At 53.4% G+C, this 18,017-nt stretch carries 19 protein-coding genes; 12 read left to right on the top strand and 7 right to left on the bottom strand.

Going from position 1 to position 18,017, the window contains the following annotated elements; translation table 11 throughout:
- Genes SPV1_RS06380 through SPV1_RS06370 form a run of 3 tightly spaced genes read right to left on the bottom strand, consistent with a single transcriptional unit; the run spans nucleotide 1 to nucleotide 3,582 of the window.
- Complete coding sequence (locus tag SPV1_RS06380; RefSeq protein WP_009850322.1) at nucleotides 1–1,188, bottom strand: hypothetical protein; 1,188 nt, start codon at nucleotides 1,186–1,188, stop codon at nucleotides 1–3.
- A complete protein-coding gene (locus SPV1_RS06375; protein WP_231288308.1) occupies nucleotides 1,188–2,705 on the bottom strand; it encodes an adenylate/guanylate cyclase domain-containing protein in 1,518 nt (505 codons plus the stop codon). The genes SPV1_RS06380 and SPV1_RS06375 overlap by 1 nt, the downstream gene beginning before the upstream one ends.
- A complete protein-coding gene (locus SPV1_RS06370; RefSeq protein WP_231288307.1) occupies nucleotides 2,683–3,582 on the bottom strand; it encodes a GGDEF domain-containing protein in 900 nt (299 codons plus the stop codon). The genes SPV1_RS06375 and SPV1_RS06370 overlap by 23 nt, the downstream gene beginning before the upstream one ends.
- Before the next feature lie 129 nt (nucleotides 3,583–3,711).
- Here SPV1_RS06370 and yhbY point away from each other — a divergent pair, with 129 nt between their 5' ends.
- From yhbY to SPV1_RS06350, 4 genes are all read left to right on the top strand, one after another.
- Entirely contained in the window at nucleotides 3,712–3,990 is a 279-nt protein-coding gene (gene yhbY / locus SPV1_RS06365) for a ribosome assembly RNA-binding protein YhbY (protein WP_009850319.1), read from the top strand.
- Complete coding sequence (locus SPV1_RS06360; RefSeq protein ID WP_009850318.1) at nucleotides 3,987–4,259, top strand: BolA family protein; 273 nt, start codon at nucleotides 3,987–3,989, stop codon at nucleotides 4,257–4,259. The genes yhbY and SPV1_RS06360 overlap by 4 nt, the downstream gene beginning before the upstream one ends.
- Nucleotides 4,260–4,363: 104 nt before the next feature.
- A complete protein-coding gene (locus SPV1_RS06355) occupies nucleotides 4,364–4,744 on the top strand; it encodes a hypothetical protein (protein ID WP_009850317.1) in 381 nt (126 codons plus the stop codon).
- A gap of 7 nt (nucleotides 4,745–4,751) precedes the next feature.
- On the top strand, nucleotides 4,752–5,987 hold the full coding sequence (locus tag SPV1_RS06350) for a GGDEF domain-containing protein (RefSeq protein WP_009850316.1): 1,236 nt from the start codon (nucleotides 4,752–4,754) through the stop codon (nucleotides 5,985–5,987).
- Between the two features lie 210 nt (nucleotides 5,988–6,197).
- Here the strand turns inward: SPV1_RS06350 and SPV1_RS06345 are convergent, their stop codons facing one another.
- The 4 genes from SPV1_RS06345 to SPV1_RS06330 are packed head-to-tail and all read right to left on the bottom strand — an operon-like array spanning nucleotide 6,198 to nucleotide 9,106.
- Nucleotides 6,198–6,770 (bottom strand): PilZ domain-containing protein, encoded by a 573-nt coding sequence (locus SPV1_RS06345; RefSeq protein ID WP_009850315.1) that lies wholly within the window; start codon nucleotides 6,768–6,770, stop codon nucleotides 6,198–6,200.
- Nucleotides 6,763–8,358 (bottom strand): HD domain-containing response regulator, encoded by a 1,596-nt coding sequence (locus tag SPV1_RS06340; protein ID WP_009850314.1) that lies wholly within the window; start codon nucleotides 8,356–8,358, stop codon nucleotides 6,763–6,765. Before SPV1_RS06340 ends, SPV1_RS06345 begins: the two co-directional genes overlap by 8 nt.
- Entirely contained in the window at nucleotides 8,358–8,846 is a 489-nt protein-coding gene (locus SPV1_RS06335; RefSeq protein WP_231288306.1) for a response regulator, read from the bottom strand. Before SPV1_RS06335 ends, SPV1_RS06340 begins: the two co-directional genes overlap by 1 nt.
- Nucleotides 8,847–8,848: 2 nt before the next feature.
- Nucleotides 8,849–9,106 carry a hypothetical protein gene (locus tag SPV1_RS06330; protein WP_018294033.1) on the bottom strand — a complete coding sequence of 86 codons (258 nt, stop codon included), beginning with the start codon at nucleotides 9,104–9,106 and terminating at the stop codon, nucleotides 8,849–8,851.
- A 228-nt stretch (nucleotides 9,107–9,334) separates the two neighbouring features.
- Between SPV1_RS06330 and SPV1_RS06325 the strand changes: the two genes are divergently transcribed.
- The 8 genes from SPV1_RS06325 (at nucleotide 9,335) to fliG (ending at nucleotide 18,016) form a co-directional block, all read left to right on the top strand.
- Entirely contained in the window at nucleotides 9,335–10,726 is a 1,392-nt protein-coding gene (locus SPV1_RS06325; RefSeq protein ID WP_009850311.1) for a sigma-54-dependent transcriptional regulator, read from the top strand.
- Nucleotides 10,727–10,848: 122 nt separating this feature from the next.
- On the top strand, nucleotides 10,849–12,774 hold the full coding sequence (locus SPV1_RS06320) for a tetratricopeptide repeat protein (protein WP_231288305.1): 1,926 nt from the start codon (nucleotides 10,849–10,851) through the stop codon (nucleotides 12,772–12,774).
- Nucleotides 12,771–14,132 carry a sigma-54-dependent transcriptional regulator gene (locus SPV1_RS06315; protein ID WP_009850309.1) on the top strand — a complete coding sequence of 454 codons (1,362 nt, stop codon included), beginning with the start codon at nucleotides 12,771–12,773 and terminating at the stop codon, nucleotides 14,130–14,132. The genes SPV1_RS06320 and SPV1_RS06315 overlap by 4 nt, the downstream gene beginning before the upstream one ends.
- Before the next feature lie 63 nt (nucleotides 14,133–14,195).
- Nucleotides 14,196–14,597 (top strand): flagellar basal body rod protein FlgB, encoded by a 402-nt coding sequence (gene flgB / locus SPV1_RS06310; RefSeq protein WP_009850308.1) that lies wholly within the window; start codon nucleotides 14,196–14,198, stop codon nucleotides 14,595–14,597.
- Nucleotides 14,597–15,043 carry a flagellar basal body rod protein FlgC gene (gene flgC, locus SPV1_RS06305; RefSeq protein WP_009850307.1) on the top strand — a complete coding sequence of 149 codons (447 nt, stop codon included), beginning with the start codon at nucleotides 14,597–14,599 and terminating at the stop codon, nucleotides 15,041–15,043. The genes flgB and flgC overlap by 1 nt, the downstream gene beginning before the upstream one ends.
- A 10-nt stretch (nucleotides 15,044–15,053) precedes the next feature.
- The gene (gene fliE / locus SPV1_RS06300) at nucleotides 15,054–15,359 is read left to right on the top strand and encodes a flagellar hook-basal body complex protein FliE (RefSeq protein ID WP_009850306.1); all 306 of its coding nucleotides are present in this window, start codon (nucleotides 15,054–15,056) and stop codon (nucleotides 15,357–15,359) included.
- Between the two features lie 12 nt (nucleotides 15,360–15,371).
- Nucleotides 15,372–17,015 carry a flagellar basal-body MS-ring/collar protein FliF gene (fliF, locus tag SPV1_RS06295; RefSeq protein ID WP_009850305.1) on the top strand — a complete coding sequence of 548 codons (1,644 nt, stop codon included), beginning with the start codon at nucleotides 15,372–15,374 and terminating at the stop codon, nucleotides 17,013–17,015.
- Nucleotides 17,012–18,016, top strand: a complete 1,005-nt coding sequence (gene fliG / locus SPV1_RS06290; RefSeq protein WP_009850304.1) for a flagellar motor switch protein FliG — start codon at nucleotides 17,012–17,014, stop codon at nucleotides 18,014–18,016. The genes fliF and fliG overlap by 4 nt, the downstream gene beginning before the upstream one ends.
- The last annotated feature ends 1 nt before the right edge of the window (nucleotide 18,017 follow it).

Below are 18,017 nucleotides of genomic sequence, written 5' to 3'. Positions count from 1 at the left end.
TTACTCCCTTTCTGGCATGTCGTTACCGCCCTGGCCGTTTTTTTCATCACCGAGCTTGCCGCGCAACAGGCTTAAACGCTCCTGCAATTGCCTTGCCCTGCGCAGTGCCTCAACATATTCCGGTTCATCCGGATTCAGAGCAACAGCCTGACGCCAGTAATCGATCGCGCTGGCCAGATGTTCATGGCGAAACTGAACACTGCCTTTGGCAAACAGGCTGGCTGCGCTCGCATCGAGTTTTTTCTCAACAGTCGCCAGCAATCTGTCCGCACCACTGCCCCCGTTACGGCGGAACTGATGCACAAGCGCTCTGGCTTTGATCAGGTCATCCTTTTTCAGGGCCGCCTTAATCTGCTCCTCGGTCACAACCGCGCCTGCTCCGGCCTGTCTTGCAGCCACTGCCTCTTCGACCGACTTCTCCTTGGCAGAGAGCGGGGGAATCACAATACCCTTGGGTATGGCTGCCACGATCTCGTCGCGCAACACCCTGGCCCCGGATGCATCCGGCTGCATGCGCAAATACGACTCAATCTCCATATAGGCAATTTCAGGCAACCCGTTATGCAACTGCCTTCGGGCCTCTCTTATTGCCAGCGATGCCCGCCCTTCCAGCTGGTCATTATACTGTTCACGCAAACGTGCGAAGGTTTCATCATTCGCATCCAGCCCGCGCGGCGCATTATAGTGGCGCACACCATCCAGTAGCAGCCGGTCCAACCATCGCCGCTGTACAATCAGCTTGTCCAGACGCAGTTGACGCATCCTGATTTCCATTTCATCCCGCTTGGCCTGCATACGTTCCGGCTTGATCGTCACTGACGCTGCCTGATCATAGGCCCACATCGCTTCCGACCACAACTTGTCGGCCTCCAGATGCTGTGCCATATGCAGATAGTGGAGAAATATACGCAGACGGGCCGGCTCTATCGTGCTCTTCAGGAAGGCTCGCGCCCGTGCATAATCAGCATGGTCCTTTTTCATGGCCAGCACTCTGGCTCGCGCCCGCATAATGCGGCCACTGTCAAAATCCTGCCGAATCATGGTATATGAATTAATCAGGCCAATGTAGGCGCCATCCGAGATCAGGCTGTCGGGTATCGTCAGCGTATGTCCGCCCTGCGCACAACCGGCAAGCACGGAGGCAGCCAGCAGACTGACAACAATGCATAGATGACGACAACGGAACATCAGCTCTCTCCTGTGGCTTTATCGCTTTCGTCCGCTGCCCCCACAGCCTGTTCCACTGTGCCTGACTGGCCGACGATACGGGGCCCATGCTGGGACAAATCGTCATCAAATGCCAAACTCACTGCAGCATCGATATCCAACAGCAACGGTGCACTGACAGCCGTGACCACACCTGCTTCAATTTTTCGGCTGACGCCCTTGATTTCACATTCACCGACAGGCGCAAAATCAAAGCCGTCACCAAGCAGCTCAAACGTCTCTCTGGGCATGATCAGTTCCCGGCCGCGTCCCAGCCCCCCCATACGGGAGGCGACATTCACAGCATCACCGATCACGGTATACTCCAGTCGCTGTGCGGCACCGATATTGCCGACAATGGCCTGACCGCAATTAAGCCCCAGCCTGAAGGTAATGGTCTCTCCATCCTTGCGTCTTACCTTTAACCTGTGACAGGCTGAATCAATGGCCAGCGCAGCCATGGCAGCGTGGCGCACATGCCCGGGATCATTGATCGGATGATTAAATACAGCCATCAATGCATCGCCGATATATTTGTCGACATGGCCTCCGTAATAGGTAACCAGCCGGTGGAATACCTCAAAGTGCTTGTTCAACACCTGAATCACCTCCTCCGTCTCACTGGACTCTGAAAAGGAGGTAAACTGTACCATATCGGCAAACAGTACGGATACGGCCTGACGGTGGCTTTCCATATCGGCATCACCACCGGCAAACACATCGGAGATCAGCTTGGGGTTGAGGTAACGGCTGAATACCGCCCTGAGCTCCTTTTTATGAGCCAGCTCGCGCGTCATGGCATTAAACTGAGAAACTGCATCTGATATCTCATTATTGCCGCGCACGGGTAATGTTACCCTGTAATCACCATCAGCCACCTTGCGGGCCGCCTCGGCCAGCATTTCGATCGGCTGGGACATGCGTCTCGATATCCAGAGCACCAGAATAGATGAAAACATCACCACCAGCACAGCAGCGATGAATATCTTCTGCACCAGTTTGCCGGCAATATCAGCCCACTCCTGTCCGGAAAAGCGAACAGCCACCATTGCCAGCGGCGTACCTGAATACATCACCGAACGGGCGTACCACAGCGATTTCCCCGGTATGCGACGCACCTTTACACTGCCTACATTAACCTTCATGACGGCATCGACAGCGCCTGTATCCCTGTATGTTTTGACCTTGCCATCAATATGCCTGATCAGCGCACCCAACACAGTCGGTACTTTTTCCAGAAACTTCTGCACCACCAGATCTGTCTCGGCACTACTGCCGGAGAGCAGCGGCAGCTTCAACTCATCGGCCAGACGATCCACCTGCAGTTCAGCCTGCATGGCCTGGCTTTGCAACCATGCATCGCGCTCAATATCCAGAATAATAAAGAATAGCACCACCACCGCGATAGCAACGGCAAAACCCACCAGCATAGCCCAGCGCCAACGAATAGGGATGCGCAAGGGGGTAAAGTTGCTTTTAATCTCCGCTAACGACAACACAACTACGGCCGCTATCCTTGGCCAGATACATACGTTTATCTGCCAGATGAAGCAATGTTTCAACCTGCTGATCAATATTCAGCGCCTGTTTCACCGCTGGCCTACCATTTACCGGATCGAACATCGCAACGCCGGCGGAAAAACTGACCTGGATGGATTTACCACCACCCACACCCAGCGGTGTAGCAAGCACCCGTTTCAGCCACTGCTCTGCTGCCTGCCTTGCTCCGTCCAGATCGGTGTGAGGCAGCAACACGAGAAATTCCTCCCCACCCCAGCGACCGGCGATATCGGCATCACGCACACTCTCGCGCAGGATTCCAGCCATGGTCGATAACACCTTGTCTCCGGCTGCGTGCCCGTAGATATCATTCACCTGCTTGAAGCGGTCCAGATCCATCACCACAATCGCATAGGGGTGTCGATAACGCGTCGCCTGAGACACGCCCTGGTACAGTTGCTCCATCATATAGCGTCTGTTGTACAGACCGGTCAACACATCATGACTGGCCTGAAAATGCAACTCTGACTGAGCATCCTTCATATTTGAGATAATGCGCCAGATCAGCCTCGCTTCCAGTCCGCCAACAATTCCGCCAGCACCCAAAATTTCGGATGCGACCTCTTCCAGCATCTCATTGTGCGTCATATTGAATGACACACAGGGCGCACAGGCACGCAATGCCTCTTCTGCATTATTGTAAATAGCAATACCATGTTCGCGTGCCAGAGCAAGGCCGGGCGCGTCAGGATTAATATCAACCATACCCACCACACTGACCAGATTTTCTTCCAGCAACATTTCGAGCATTGCAGTGCCACCTCGGCCTGCGCCAAGAATGACCGCCCGGTGCGGGTCTTCCCGTAACTTGTTCATATCCCTCTCACCAACTTGATGCCCCGCCCTTTATGTCAGTTATCCATAGAGATAATTCACAGAGATTAAAACAGCAAATGATATACCAACTCCACCAACGAATGCTATGATTCGCAGTCGGAGGATAATATGGCCTTAAGCAGCAAAGAGCGCAAGGAACTTAAAGCGCGAGCACATCACCTCAAACCTGTCATTCGTATCGGGCAGAAAGGTATCACTGAAAACCTTGTTCTGGAAACCGAACAGGCTTTGGACACCCACGAATTGATCAAGGTGCATATTGCCGGAGAAAACGGCAGCGAATGCAAGGCCAGCGGCCTGGAGCTGGCCAGGCAAAGCCATGCTGAAGTCGTTGATCATATCGGCAAAACAACGATCCTGTACCGCAAGCAGCAGACACAGTCGTGAGCAACACTGTCGAGCGCATCGAGCAACTGCTCACCGAAGCGTTCCAACCGGACTCTCTGAGCATTGAAGATGAATCGTGGAAACATGCCGGTCATGCCGGAGTGAGAGAGCATGGCGGCGGACATTATCATGTACGCATTACAGGGGAACATTTTGCCGGCAAATCACGCCTGCAATGCCACCGCATGGTTCATCAGGCCCTCGCCAGTCTGTTCCCGAAAAGCATCCACGCCCTTAGTATTGATATAGCCTCGCGGAGTGCAAAGTAGACTGTTATCAGCAGGGGCGCCGCACTGGCCTATTTCTTGCTCGTTTTTTTATATGTTAGACAGGTGGATAAATAACGAAGACTGCAGCATCTGGAACGGGTGATATGAAAATACATAATAATCTGCCGATAAATGGCAATCAGACCAGAAAATCCGGAAAAAGCCGTTCCGGCAGCGTATTTCATACCCTGTTCGAGGCTGAAGTTGCTGACGTGCAGACAACCGGAGAGCAGCAGACACCGGATGAACGCAACTCTCAGGATCAGGCCTGGAGAGCCCTTGAAGATAGCGTCTTCCTGCTGGATGAAGCTATGCAGTGCCTGGAGTCAGGCCAGGCCCCGACACAACAGCTGGTGGACAGCATTGACCAACTACGCACCGCTCTGCACCAGCAACTGCCCTCCGGCAGCGATACACGGGACCTGACACAGGCGGAAATCCTGCTGGCCGTCGAAGTCGAACGCATGCGCGCCCTGCAGTCCTGACCCGACCATGGATCAACAACAGATACTTCAGCAGTTGCTGGAGGATATGGACACTATCCGCCCCATCGTTATCGCCGCAATGCCGGAAGACCTGACGCTGCGCGCTACGACCCGCCGCATGATTGCAGATCTGGAGAGTATGCAACAAGAGCCATCCGTACCCGCCACCACCTATCTATGGCTCAGCCAGATTACAGCCAGGCTGCTTGATGCAGAGCACGGCGCCCTGTTGCGACCGGAAAATAACGGGGAAATACCGCCCCCTGCCCGTCAGTCGATCTGGAATCACACCGAACAACGCCAGTCGTTGCTGCTGGAAGCCCTGCATAGCATTCCGGCTGCACGCCGCATGCTGGATCAATGCTGCATCATCATCGGCAAGGAACCTACCACTGAAACAACCGTACAGGAGAAGGCTCGCCACCTGAGCAAGCACCTGCAGACACACATAAAACATAATTCAGGACTTCGACAGGAGCTGCAACAACTCATTACAGCACTCTCTCCTTCACTGGACGCCTTTTCCACAATATTACAAGAGGCGGGAGAAGACTCCCCGGAACTACAACAGGTCAAACTGCTGCTGGAGAAGGATCTGCCGGATGATGCCGAACAAGCCAAACAACTGCTCCAGCAGGCTCGCCTTTGCATTGTGCAAGCTGGCAACAAACTTGCCAGTGCCAGCAAGAAGTTGCACGGCAATATTCAGGAGAACATGGAAAAACTGACTGAAATGTCCGACAACCTTGCGCGGGCAAAACTGGATGCGCGTAACGACCCGCTGACCGGTCTGGCCAACCGCAGACATCTGGCTGAATTTCTCAACTCTCTTGGCAAAAACAGCTTTTGCGTTGTAATTTGCGACGTTGATAATTTCAAAAACATTAACGACACGTATGGTCACGATGCAGGCGATGAAATCCTGCGACAGTTGGCCGCCATACTGCTGGGCAGCACCCGCAGCACAGACCTTGCTGCACGCATCGGCGGTGAAGAATTTTGTATTGTTTTCCCCGATACCGACTTGCAAAGCTGTGTTGGCATGGCCGAGTCACTACGCCATTCCGTCGACCTGCAACCACTAAAAACAGCCGCGGGTGACATTGCGGTCACCATCAGTATCGGCCTTGCCCCTCACAAAGAGGACGAAAACCATGCAGCAACCTTCAAGGCCGCTGATAAAGCACTTTATCAATCCAAGGAGAACGGACGCAATCAGGTCAGCGTAGCAGAACAAGAGTAGTCCGGATTATTCATACATCTCTTGCGCCCTTTTGTCAGACCCGGCGAGCCGAGAGAGCATTTTGCTGTTTCTTATCGTAAAAACCAGGACACACTGACTGCCGCATCTCCTGCTTCTGTATAGTATATGCTCTCCTGTGAAAATCTTACGCTATGTTTTGTTTACAACCGGCATTCGCTATGGACTCCCCGGAGCAATGGAACGTTTATTCTATTCGTTCCTGTTCTCGGTACGGATCATTTCCCTGTGCCGTTTGTAGACATATTTGGAGATGGTATCCCCCTCATCATCGCAGCGATAATAAAAGCGGATGGCAATCTTCATCTGCCCGTCTGCTAATCTGGAAGCACGCACAACCGTACCTACCAGTTCCATGATCGTTGGCGGAAATGAAGGCAGCATCAAACTCACCGCCACATAATCACCCGCCTGATAAGAACAATCAGAAACATAGCTGATACCGGTCACACTGAGGTTCACCGGCCGCTCCTGCATCTCCGAATGACTGGCATCATTGAGCATATTCACGCCGATAAGGTAGTTCAACTTGGCATCCAGTGACTCCAGCGCCACTGCCACCTCTGCACTCAGCCCCGCGTGCTCGTCACCGGCAAAAATATCCCTGCCGACCATCTGTTGCAGCATACTGTTCTGCCGGGAGCGCACACCAACCTTCGTTCTACACAGCTCAAACTGTTCGTTTGTCAATTTTTTGTCACTGACCGGTATCACATCGTCAATACGAAAATCCTGTCTTCCATGCTCCGCTTTTGGCTCAGGCATACTTACGCACCTCTGTCTTAACAGATATTAGAGCTGACAATGGCATTACCCCATCCGGTTGATGGCAGTCTTCCGCCTGTGTCCTTACCTCACCAGATTCAACAGCAGCGATGGCAACCTCTACCACCAGTGGATCAAATTGCGTGCCAGAATTATTCTTCAACTGCTCCAGACAAAATGATAACGGCCTCGCCATACGATAAACACGGTGCGTGGTCATCGCATCAATCGCATCCGCCACACATACAATCCGGGCATTGAACGGTATTTGCTCACCCGCCAGCTTATCCGGATACCCGTAACCGTCATAACGTTCATGATGATGCCGCAACATCAGGCGCTCGCGTACCATGGTATCCATATTCGCCAGAATATTATCTCCGATCGCCGGATGTGCTTTCATAATAGCAAATTCCTGATCGGTATAGCGACCGGGTTTGAGCAACACTGCATCGGGCACACCGCATTTTCCTATATCATGCAACAACCCTCCGGTACGAATCAGGTCGACGTGATCACTGTCCAGCCCCAGATCACGCGCCAGAACTGCCGACAAGTTTCCTACCCGGGCCGAATGGTCACGCGTATATCGATCACGTGCCTCCAGAGAGCGCACCAGCGCGATCAGTGTATCGCGCATATTTGCCGCCAATGCTGCATGCACAGCCCGGTTATCCAACAAGGTATCCAGCTTTTTAACCAGCAGACCAAGAATCTGGCGCGTTTCGCTTTTCAGCGGCACTTCGCCCGGACGCAGCAGACATAATACGCCCATCGATACGCCCTGCAAACGCACAGGAACCGCCACAAAGCTGCCCTCCGATATCCCTGGCCAGCACAGCCCGTTCACACCGTCTGCACCCGCTTGCAGCAATTCCTCATCGCCATCAATCATAGCTTGGAAGCAGGTATCATTCAGAGCGCATGTCCCGCCAATCTCTTCACCCATGCCTTGCGCGGCGACCTGCACCAGCTTCTGCCGCTGGCGCTCAAACAGCGCCAGATAGCCGCCATCAGCATGCACCACTTCCATAGCCAGCCCAAGCGCGCTGGCGCATATCTCGGATACATCATGATGGGCCGGCATTTCATCAAACATGCGGTAGACCAACCCAAGTCGACGATCCATATCAAACATTTCCGGCAGCAAACGATCAGAGGATCGTGCCGTGCGATATGCCTGCTTCTCAGCCCCTGTATCACCGACAGAGCAGAACAGCTTATTCAGGCAACTCAGCAGCACATCGGGAGCAAACGGCTTGGACAGCACATGTTCGATATCAAGCTCCACCGCCTGCGTCATTCGGGCTGACGTAAGAAAGCCCGACATCAATATAACAGGCGGCATAGTCACACCATCCGCGCGCAATTGCGCAATCATTTCCAGCGCATTTCCATCGCCCAGACTCATATCGGTAATCATACCTTGCCACTGACCGGAACTGAGCGCCTGCTTCGCCTCCTCCAGACTGGCGACCTGAATCACCTCAACGTCAGTGCCTGCGCCTCCAACATCCAGCTCCCCGGCAATTTCAGCCACCACCTCACGTACGGCAGATTGATCTTCTACTATCAGTAAACGAAGCATCACTGCCACCCTCCGCTGTTCTGTCGCCCATAAGCCTTGACGGCCGCCAACCCGTTACTGTTTTTCGATTCGCTTGTTATGACAACTTCACCATTGATCTCCCTCCACCGACGCATGAGCTGCTGGTATCTGGCTGCATTATCCAGGCGAACCCGTATCTCGGGCAACTGGAATGGTTTACTGACAAAATCGTACGCCCCCTGCTCCACCGCACTCAAGGCATCTTCTATGCCGGAATAACCTGTCATCAGTAACACCAGTGTATCCAGCTTTTGCTCCTGCACATAAGCCAGCAATGACAGGCCGTCAGCCCCCGGCATCACAACATCACTTAAAACCAGATCAAAACACCCCTGCTGCAGCGCTGCCAGCGCCGTATCGCCACGCTTGTATACAACAACAGAATAACCCGCTTCCAGCAGGTACTCCTCCAACAGCGATGCCAGAGCTTCATCATCTTCCGCCAGCAACAAGCGGCTACTATCCACAATCAGCCTCCAATCAAGTCGTTCGACTTATACAGGCTTAGCAAGTGTGATTCCAAAGAGCGCCCTCCGCTCCCAACAGAGACATGCAGTTGTGACTCGACCGAATGCATGGGCTGCTGATCCCGCGCCTGTGCAGAGATGGTCGCGCTGTCACCGGCCATGCCGGCCGTCTGAGCGCGCACTGTGGCTGAAGGTTTACTGTTCTGCTGCAGCAGGCGGTAGATCAATCCATCGACGGGTTGCGCACTAATAATCGCCATATTCATACCTCCTCTGCAAGTGCCCGGATAAACCCATGCACCTACATCTATCGGCTCAAAGATAGCCGACTTTAAATTTTTCAATCATCAGACAGGTCACTTCAGCCCTCCAACCCCACACGCAGATTCAGCTCCCCGGCATGAGTCCGTCCCTGATGCAGAAGTGCTTGCTTTTGGCTCGCACTCCGTCATTATTTTGACTTTGCTGGTATAAGGGGAGTACGGGGCGTGAAGCAGTCTGCATTTATTTTACTGGTCGAAGACAATGAAGATTTTCGTCTGATTCTTCAGGAGGCGCTGGAGCGCTCTGGTTTTCATGTTACAGCAGTAGCCAATGCCATGCGCGCGCGCGAAGCCATGACGCTCGGAAAATTCGACCTCTCCCTGCTTGATGTGCGCCTGCCAGACGGCAACGGCATTGAACTGATGCGTGAGTTTCGCCATAGCGACCCTGACATGGGGATCATCATTATGACCGGCTATGCGGAAGTTGACACAGCCGTTGATGCAGTAAGGCTCGGTGCCAATGATTTTTTAAAAAAACCCTTTGACATTGATGAAATGCTGGTCCGCATCGACGAGCTGATTAAAACCCGCCAAATAAAAGCCGACAACAAAAACCTGCGCGAGCTGGTGCGCAGTCAGGATCAGAATACAGGGCTGATCGGACAGTGTCCGGCAATACAGAAGCTGACGGAAACTGTCTCCCTGCTGGCTAATTCCGACAGCACCGTACTGATTACCGGCGAATCGGGATGCGGCAAGGAAGTCCTGGCCAAAGCCCTGCATAAATCAGGCTCACGCTCAGGCAAGCCACTGGTGTCAATCAACTGCGGTGCTATTCCTGAGGAGCTCCTCGAGTCCGAACTGTTCGGCCATGTAAAGGGTGCCTTTACCGGCGCTGTCCGAGCCCGGCCCGGTCGTTTTGAAATCGCCAACGGCGGCACCATATTTCTGGATGAAATCGGCGATATGAGCGCCAAACTGCAGGTCAAGCTACTGCGTGTGCTGCAGGAACGTTGTTTCGAACCTGTGGGTAGCCAGCAGAGCATTCATGTTGATGTCCGGGTTATCGCTGCCACTCATCGGGATCTGGAAGCGGAAATAGCTGCAGGCCGCTTCCGCGAAGACCTCTATTACCGCCTCAATGTCATTCCCCTGACACTACCGCCCCTCAGAGAGAGAGGTGATGACATCCTGCTACTGACCGATCATTTCATTACCCGTTTTAACCAGCAAAAAAAGGCTGATATCACGGGCGTATCGGATGAGGTAAAAAGAATTATACTCAATTACCAGTGGCCGGGGAATGTGCGTGAGCTACAGAATCTGATCGAGCGCGTCACCACACTGAAACGCCACGGCATCATGGAGCTTGAAGACCTGCCTTCCCGCATGATCAGCGACAAGGAACGGGTATTGCAAAGCTTCCGGATGGATGTCGAGAATGCCGAATGCATTGACCTGAAGTCAACCGTAGATGAGTTCGAAAGCCATCTGATTCTATCGGCCTTACAGCGCTTTCAGTGGAACAAAAACCAGGCCGCCAATTTTTTGGCAATGAACCGAACCACGCTGGTAGAGAAAATTAAAAAGAAGGGCCTGCAACCTACCAAATAGGCTAATAAGCGGGCCTTACTGCCGTCTCCTGCAATTAACATCAGCTGGATTATATTCGGCATGAATCTTGCGATTGACCTGCTATGCTCCGTCTACTACTCGTCATCGCCACTTTATTTATCATGTCGCCATGCCTATCCATGGCAGCCAGCAGCGATCGCGTACAAACCGCACGCATCTTTCTTGCCAACGGCAATCCTGATCAGGCGGTACGTACTGCCGAAAAACTTCTGAAAAAACAAAACTTAAGCAGAGATGAGCAACGCGAGCTACTCCGCCTCATTGCCGATGCCGAGTATATGCGCACTACACACCAACACTTCCAACAGGTCGATATAGCAATCCAGTCTATTGACGCACTGCTGCATGAGTTCCCCGCCCTCCCGCAGGCAGCACAATACCGCTGGAATCGCGCCTGGTTGTGGCAACAATCCGGCAACAACAAACAAGCAATGACCACACTGCGCGAAATTATCGCCAAAGACCAGCAACCGGGTAATTTGCGCAGGGCCTGGCTGATGATGGCTCGCATTCATATCGGACAGCGACACTATGCATATGCACGCAGCGACCTGTTGCAATACGGATTGCAGGTTAATGAGAAAAGTCGTGAGCAGGCTGTCGGTATGGCATGGATGGCCATTGTGGACAAAGGCGAAGGCCGCAGTGATGCATCCTACACCAACCTGGCAACCGTATTCAGACACTGGCCTGCAGTAGTGAGCGACCAGCCACTGTTATATTCCACTTATATCAAGCTACTTCGCGAACGTAACCACAATGATCAGGCCCTGCATCTTTCTGAAGATTTTATACGGCGCTATATCGACACGGAACTGGCAGCCGACATTCGGCTGATCCATGCAGACATCATAAGCGAAAAAGAAACAAACATCCCGGCAGCAATCAAGGAGTACGGTATTCTGGCCGACTCACAGGCCGAAACCGGTGTCGGCCGCCGTGCCTTCATGCGCAAGCTGATGCTGGAAAACAGACACGAGAGTCAGCGCGACAAATTGCTTCCGGTTATGGTCGCACTAAAAAAAGTCGCCGACAGCAACCAATTGTCGAAACTGGAAGATGAAGCCATGTTGGATCTCGCCAGATTGTGGACGCGTATCAGCTCACCCGTGCATAACAATACGGGGCATGCGCCGGCACTGGAGGCCTACGCTCATGCCGCCATTTCCACGGATCAACGTATTGCCAAAGCTGCCAACAGCGAGGGAGCACGCTGGTTGCAGTCGAAATTGAATACTCAGCTGGAAGCCGGCCACTGGCTGGAAACGGTAACCATATGGCGCAAATACCCGCAACTTCAACCGGCAGCAGGCAAGGCGCCCGATCTGGAGTTCAGTGTCGCCCATGCCATGCGCATGCTGATGCTGTTCGATGCCGCAGAAGATATGCTGCAGAACCTATATGCCCGCAACAAGACCAGCATCCGTGGTCAGAAGATCATGGTGGAGATGGCAAAACTCTGGATGGATCGTCAGGATAATGACGGCGTAAAAAAGATCATGTCCTGGATCAACCGCAATCCGTTGAGCATCTACAGGCCTGAAATGATTCTGATCATTGCCCGCATCCGCATGAATCAGAAACAACCCGAGCTGGCACGGCAAATGCTTTCAGGAGTCAGTGCTGATGCCCTCGCCACGGAGTCACGAGCTTCCTTCTGGCTCACTAAGGCCGAAATCGCCGCAGCTATGAAGGAATGGCACACTGCCGCGCGCAACTGGAAGCAATACCGGAAGAGCTCCGGCGCTGATCAGGTACAGGGCTTGCTGAATGAGGCAGATGCACTGTTCACTGCGTCGGAGTTTGCAGAGGCCTACAAGCAGTTCATGCAGATCCCGGATGAGCGGCGTGATGCTGCCTGGCAGTACTATGTAGGCCGATGCCAACTCAATACCGGAGCAGTAAAACAAGGAACCGAGCGATTGCAGGGCCTCGCAGCCGACAAAGGTGCCGGGCGCTTTGCGACACTGGCCAAGCTGGAGCTGGCAAACCAGCAGGCTGGCTCACTACTGGGAGCAAAACCATGAGCCTGTCACATATCACCATGATCGATTTCCCTCCGCATATAGAGGCTGAGCTGCGCATTCAACTTGGCAAACTGCTGCCGGAGACACGCATTGAGACCCGGATGGCAAATAGCCCGCAAAGCATCGAAGGGAAAGACGGGCTGATCCTTATTTGGGATAGCATGACCTCCCCTGCTCTGGTTCGCCGTCTGTTTGACAGTGCGCCGCAAGCCAATGTTGTGATCCTTACTGATAACGGCAATGGTGAGCGCGCCGCTGACCTGATGCATCTGGGGGCGATGGATTACCGCCTGATTCCGGTACCTGATGATGTACTGGAAATTTATATTCGTAAAAGCGGCCACCAGAGTGCGCTGGCTCAACAAGCCAGCGCACAACGACCTGCGCCGGAAGATACAAAAAATATTTTTGTGACCGAGGATATCGAAACTCGTCGCCTGCTGGATCGGGTTGCCCTGATTGCTCCGAGCAATGCATCGGTATTGGTTATCGGCGAATCCGGCACCGGCAAGGAACGTCTCTCCCGATTTGTACATGCCTGCTCCAGTCGCAAGGATGAAAACTTCATCGCCATTAATTGCGCCGCCATTCCTGAAGGTGTTCTGGAGGCCGAACTGTTCGGCCATGAAAAAGGCGCCTTTACCGGTGCCACAAGCGCTCGTCCGGGAAAGTTCGAGCTGGCCCATGAGGGCACGCTACTGCTCGATGAGATCACTGAAATGCCCGTTCACCTGCAAGCCAAACTGTTGCGTGTTCTGCAGGAGGGCGAAGTAGACCGGCTCGGCGGCAGCAAGCCTGTCAAAATCGATGTGCGCGTGATCGCGACGAGCAATCGAAACATCACTCAGGCCGTACAGGAGGGGGCATTCAGGCAGGATCTGTATTACCGTCTGAATGTCGTCACTATCCAGCTCCCGCCCTTGCGCGAGCGCAAAGGTGACATCCTGCCTCTGGCCGGGCACTTTTTGCAGCGCTTTAGCGATATGTATCGCCGCCGTGCTCCGGCACTTAGTGATGAGGCCGTTGGCAACCTTGAGTATTACCCGTGGCCGGGCAATGCACGCGAACTGGAAAACTGCATGCACCGGGCCTTCCTCATGGCCGTGGATGAACCTGTTCGACCTGAGCACCTCTGTCTGGAAGCCCTGAGCCCACAGGTAACAACGGATTTGCGGCAGTCCGGCGAAGCTGTCGCTGCAGGTCTCAGCATCCGCGATATGGAGCGGGCTTTGATCGAAAAAACACTCGTACATGTCAAGGGCAACCGCACCGAAGCCGCGCAGTTGCTCGGCATCAGCATCCGCACGCTACGCAATAAACTGCATGCCTATGAATCTGGCATGTCGCTTGCTGAGTAACACCAAGCACAGTCATGTCATAAAAAGATACCACAGAGTTGCGCACAGGAGGGTCGAGCAGAGATGGATATGTTAGGAAGCGGATTTCAAAAACTTGAATCAGCCCTGATCGCCAGAGAAAAGGTGCAAGGTGTATTGGCGAGCAATATCGCCAATGCCGACACCCCGAATTTTCATGCCGACAAACGTTCGTTTTCCGATTTTCTGTCGGAACTGCAGACGGGGAAAAGTATCGGAGCTGCAACAACCACGAACCCGATGCATATCTCCGACACCAACGAACCAGGCCTCTCCGGCAGCATTCTCGGACAGCAACCCAGCGCCAGTATGGATGGCAATAATGTCGATATGCAACAGCAGATGGCGAGCATGAGTGAAAACCAACTGATGTACGAGTTAACCATGCGCCTGATCAAAGGTGACCTGAGCAGTCTGGCCAACACCATCAAGGAGGGTAGCCGCTAATGGCAAATGATCTGTTATCCTCCATGCACATCAGTGCATCCGGCATGTCCGCCCAGCGTACACGCATGGATATCGTAGCTGAAAACATTGCCAATGCCGGATCTACGCGCACCAGTGAAGGTGGTCCCTATCGTCGCCGTCAGGTGATCTTTCAGGCGGTTTCTCCGGCACAACCCTTTTCACAAGTCTTCAACAGTAGCTTTCAAAGCGAAGGGCAGAAATCGGTTAAGGCTGCGTATATCGCCCAGGATAAAAAACCATTTCGCGAAGTATACGACCCTTCTCATCCCGATGCCGATGCCCGTGGCATCGTCAAGATGCCCAACGTCAACCCGGTAGAGGAGATGGTTGATATGAATTCCGCGGCCAGAAGTTTTGAAGCAAATGTTACAACCATGGAAGCATCCAAACGCATGTTTCTGAAGTCACTGGAACTGCTGCGTTAAGGAGACAACAATGAACATTCACGGATACGCCCCATTACCCGGTATCGGTCAGTCAGCAAAAATATCCGATGCTGGCAAAACGACAACAGCAGGCAGCGGTAATTTTGCGGCACTGCTCAACAGCTATACCCAACAGGTGAATCATGACCATAAGGTAGCAGATAGCGCCGCGCAGGACCTGGCACTGGGCAAAGGCGGCAACACATCAGAAACCTTGCTGGCTATACAGAAAGCAGATCTCTCGTTCCAGATGATGATGGGTGTACGCAACAAGCTGGTTGATGCCTACCGCGAAATTTCTCGCATGCAGGTATAGGAGTAGCTTATCATGGCCGATGAATTGACTCCCCGCGCCCCGATGGGAATGAACCCCTCTCCGATCGAAGCCGGCACTGAAACAGGCGCCGCCGGCGGTGCCAGCATTCATATCCCGCAAATGCTGGTTAAATATCGACGACTGATGCTGTTTATCGCAGCCAGCCTGATGCTGGCCGGTTTCATCGGACTGGTTCTCTGGTCATCGGAAAAACCCTATCGTGCTGTCTATGCCGGCATGGAGGAGAAAGATGCAGCTACCGTTGTTGAAATGCTGCAAAAAGAACATATTCCTTATCGTCTGGAAGGAGGCGGCACCGTCATGGTGCCGGAGGATCAGGTCTATGAAGTTCGCATGAAACTAGCCGGGCAGGGAATAAATCCTCGCGGCACCAGTGGCTATGAGTTGTTCGACAAGAGCAATGAGTTCGGACTCAGCGACTTCACCCGAAAAATCAATCTGCAGCGCGCCATGCAGGGCGAGCTGGCCCGCACCATCGAAGTCATGCCACAGGTCTCGGCAGCACGCGTGCATCTGGTTCTGCCCAAAGAGTCTGCATTTGCAGACAGAGATCGCAAAGCAACAGCCTCAGTCATGCTGCAACTCTCAGGTTCGCAACGCCTGTCCAAAAATACCGTACTGGCTATTCAAAACCTGGTCGCATCCAGCGTCGCCGAAATGAATGTCGCCGATGTCACGGTCGTGGATGCTTCCGGCACCCTGCTCTCCAGCAGCGAAAAAGAGACTCCCTCAAGCGAAGGCCAAACCCTGCAGGAGTATCAGAGTAAGCTGGAGCAGCGACTGGAGCAGCGACTTACCGGCATGCTTGAACAAATTGTCGGCGAGGGGCAGTCAGTCGTGCGCGTCTCCGCTGATATTGATCGGGAGTTTATCGACCAGCAGAGCACCCGCTATAATCCTGATGAGCAGGTCTTACGCAGTCGCAAATCGATTGTGGAGTCGCACACCTCATCCTCGAGTGGGGCTATGGGCGTACCGGGGCTGGCCTCCAACACCCCCGGCAGCAACCCGGCCACCAGCAACAAGACTGCAGCTGCGCCATCACAGCCGGGAAATACGGCAAAGCGCAATGAAGATGTAAATAACTATGAAATCAGCAGTACCAGCGAGCACCGTGTGGTTCCGTTTGGAAACATCAAAAAGCTGTCAGTCGCAGCCATTGTCGGCGGCCACATGCAAACCGATGCCAAGGGCGTACAAACATTCGTCCCGCGCAGCCGAGCAGAACTGGCCGAGATCCAGAAACTGGTTGAAAGCGCCATGGGTTATGATGAGGACCGAGGAGACTCGGTCACCGTACAAAGCATGCCTCTGATGGATATATCCAGCAGTGCGGACACTGCCGCACTGGATAAAGCCGAAGCCCGTGTATTTTACATGAAAGCAGCCCGCTATGGCATTGCCGCACTTGCTCTGATGCTGCTGGGCTGGTTCGTCTTGCGACCACTGGCAAAACGCATTCAGGACTCCACCCCTCATGATCAGACTGCAGGCAAACCCGCGCCGGTCACGCCCCTCCATCTGTCCGATAGCACCTACAAGCGGCTGGCTAATATGGAGCAGGTCAGAAGCAGCATTGAGCTGCAACCTGAACGGGCCACCAAGGTACTGCGTGAATGGGTCGATCCGATATGACTTTGATAAAAAAACAGCTGAGCGGAGAAGACAAAGCAGCCATTCTGCTCTTCGCACTCGGGCCTGAAGCATCCGCCCCACTGGTTGAGGCGCTTGATGATGCAACGCTGACCCGACTGGGCCGACGCATGGCGGATCTGGGTAAAATTGATGCTGATGTACTTAACAGTGTGACTGAAGAGTATCTCAAGCTACATCAGTCTGAAGACCCGCTTCTGCGCTCCACCCATAAAGATGTCGTCACGCTGTTCAAGTTCGCTATCGAAAGTGATCGTGCAGACCGTCTGGTTAACGAGCTAAATGCTCCGAAGAAGTTCACGATCTGGGAAAAACTCTCTCGCCTGAAACCCGAGATGATTGCCGGCTATATTGAGAATGAGCACCCGCAAACCATCGCCCTGATCCTGGGCAACATCGACAGCTCCGTAGCCAGCCGGGTGATTGCTATTCTGCCGGAGGAGATGCGTCTATCCGTGGTCATGCGCATGTCAAAAATCGAATCGGTGCCGCGTGAACTGGTGCGGGACATCGAAGAGACACTGGAGAAGGAGTTGTCCGATATGCAGGGCGAATCGGGTATCAGCTTCGATGGTATGGTCAGTGTTGTGGATATCCTCAAAGGACTGGAAAAAGAGGTTGCCCGTCCCATTCTTGACCAGTTGCGGGACAAGGATGCCGACCTGTTTACACAGGTGGACAGACTGTTGCTGATATTTGAGGACCTGAAAGAGTTGTCCGATCGCGATATTCAAACCGTCCTCAAACATATCTCGTCCGACGATCTGGTGAAGTCATTGAAAGGTGCAACAGATGAGGTCTCTGAGCGATTCTTCAGTAACATGTCGCAGCGAGCTGCTGAAATCATGAAGGAAGATATGGCAGTCATGGGGCCGATGAAGCTCGCCGATGTGGAGGATGCGCAACAGGGCGTACTGAAAATCATCCGCAAGCTGGACGATGAAGGTGCTGTCAATCTGGGCAGCAGCGATGATATGGTGTAAC

Origin of the sequence: Mariprofundus ferrooxydans PV-1, assembly GCF_000153765.1 — a bacterium.
Taxonomy (GTDB): Bacteria; Pseudomonadota; Zetaproteobacteria; order Mariprofundales; family Mariprofundaceae; genus Mariprofundus; species Mariprofundus ferrooxydans.
Note: the sequence above shows the minus strand (reverse complement) of the source record. Positions and strands in the feature narration are given on the sequence as shown.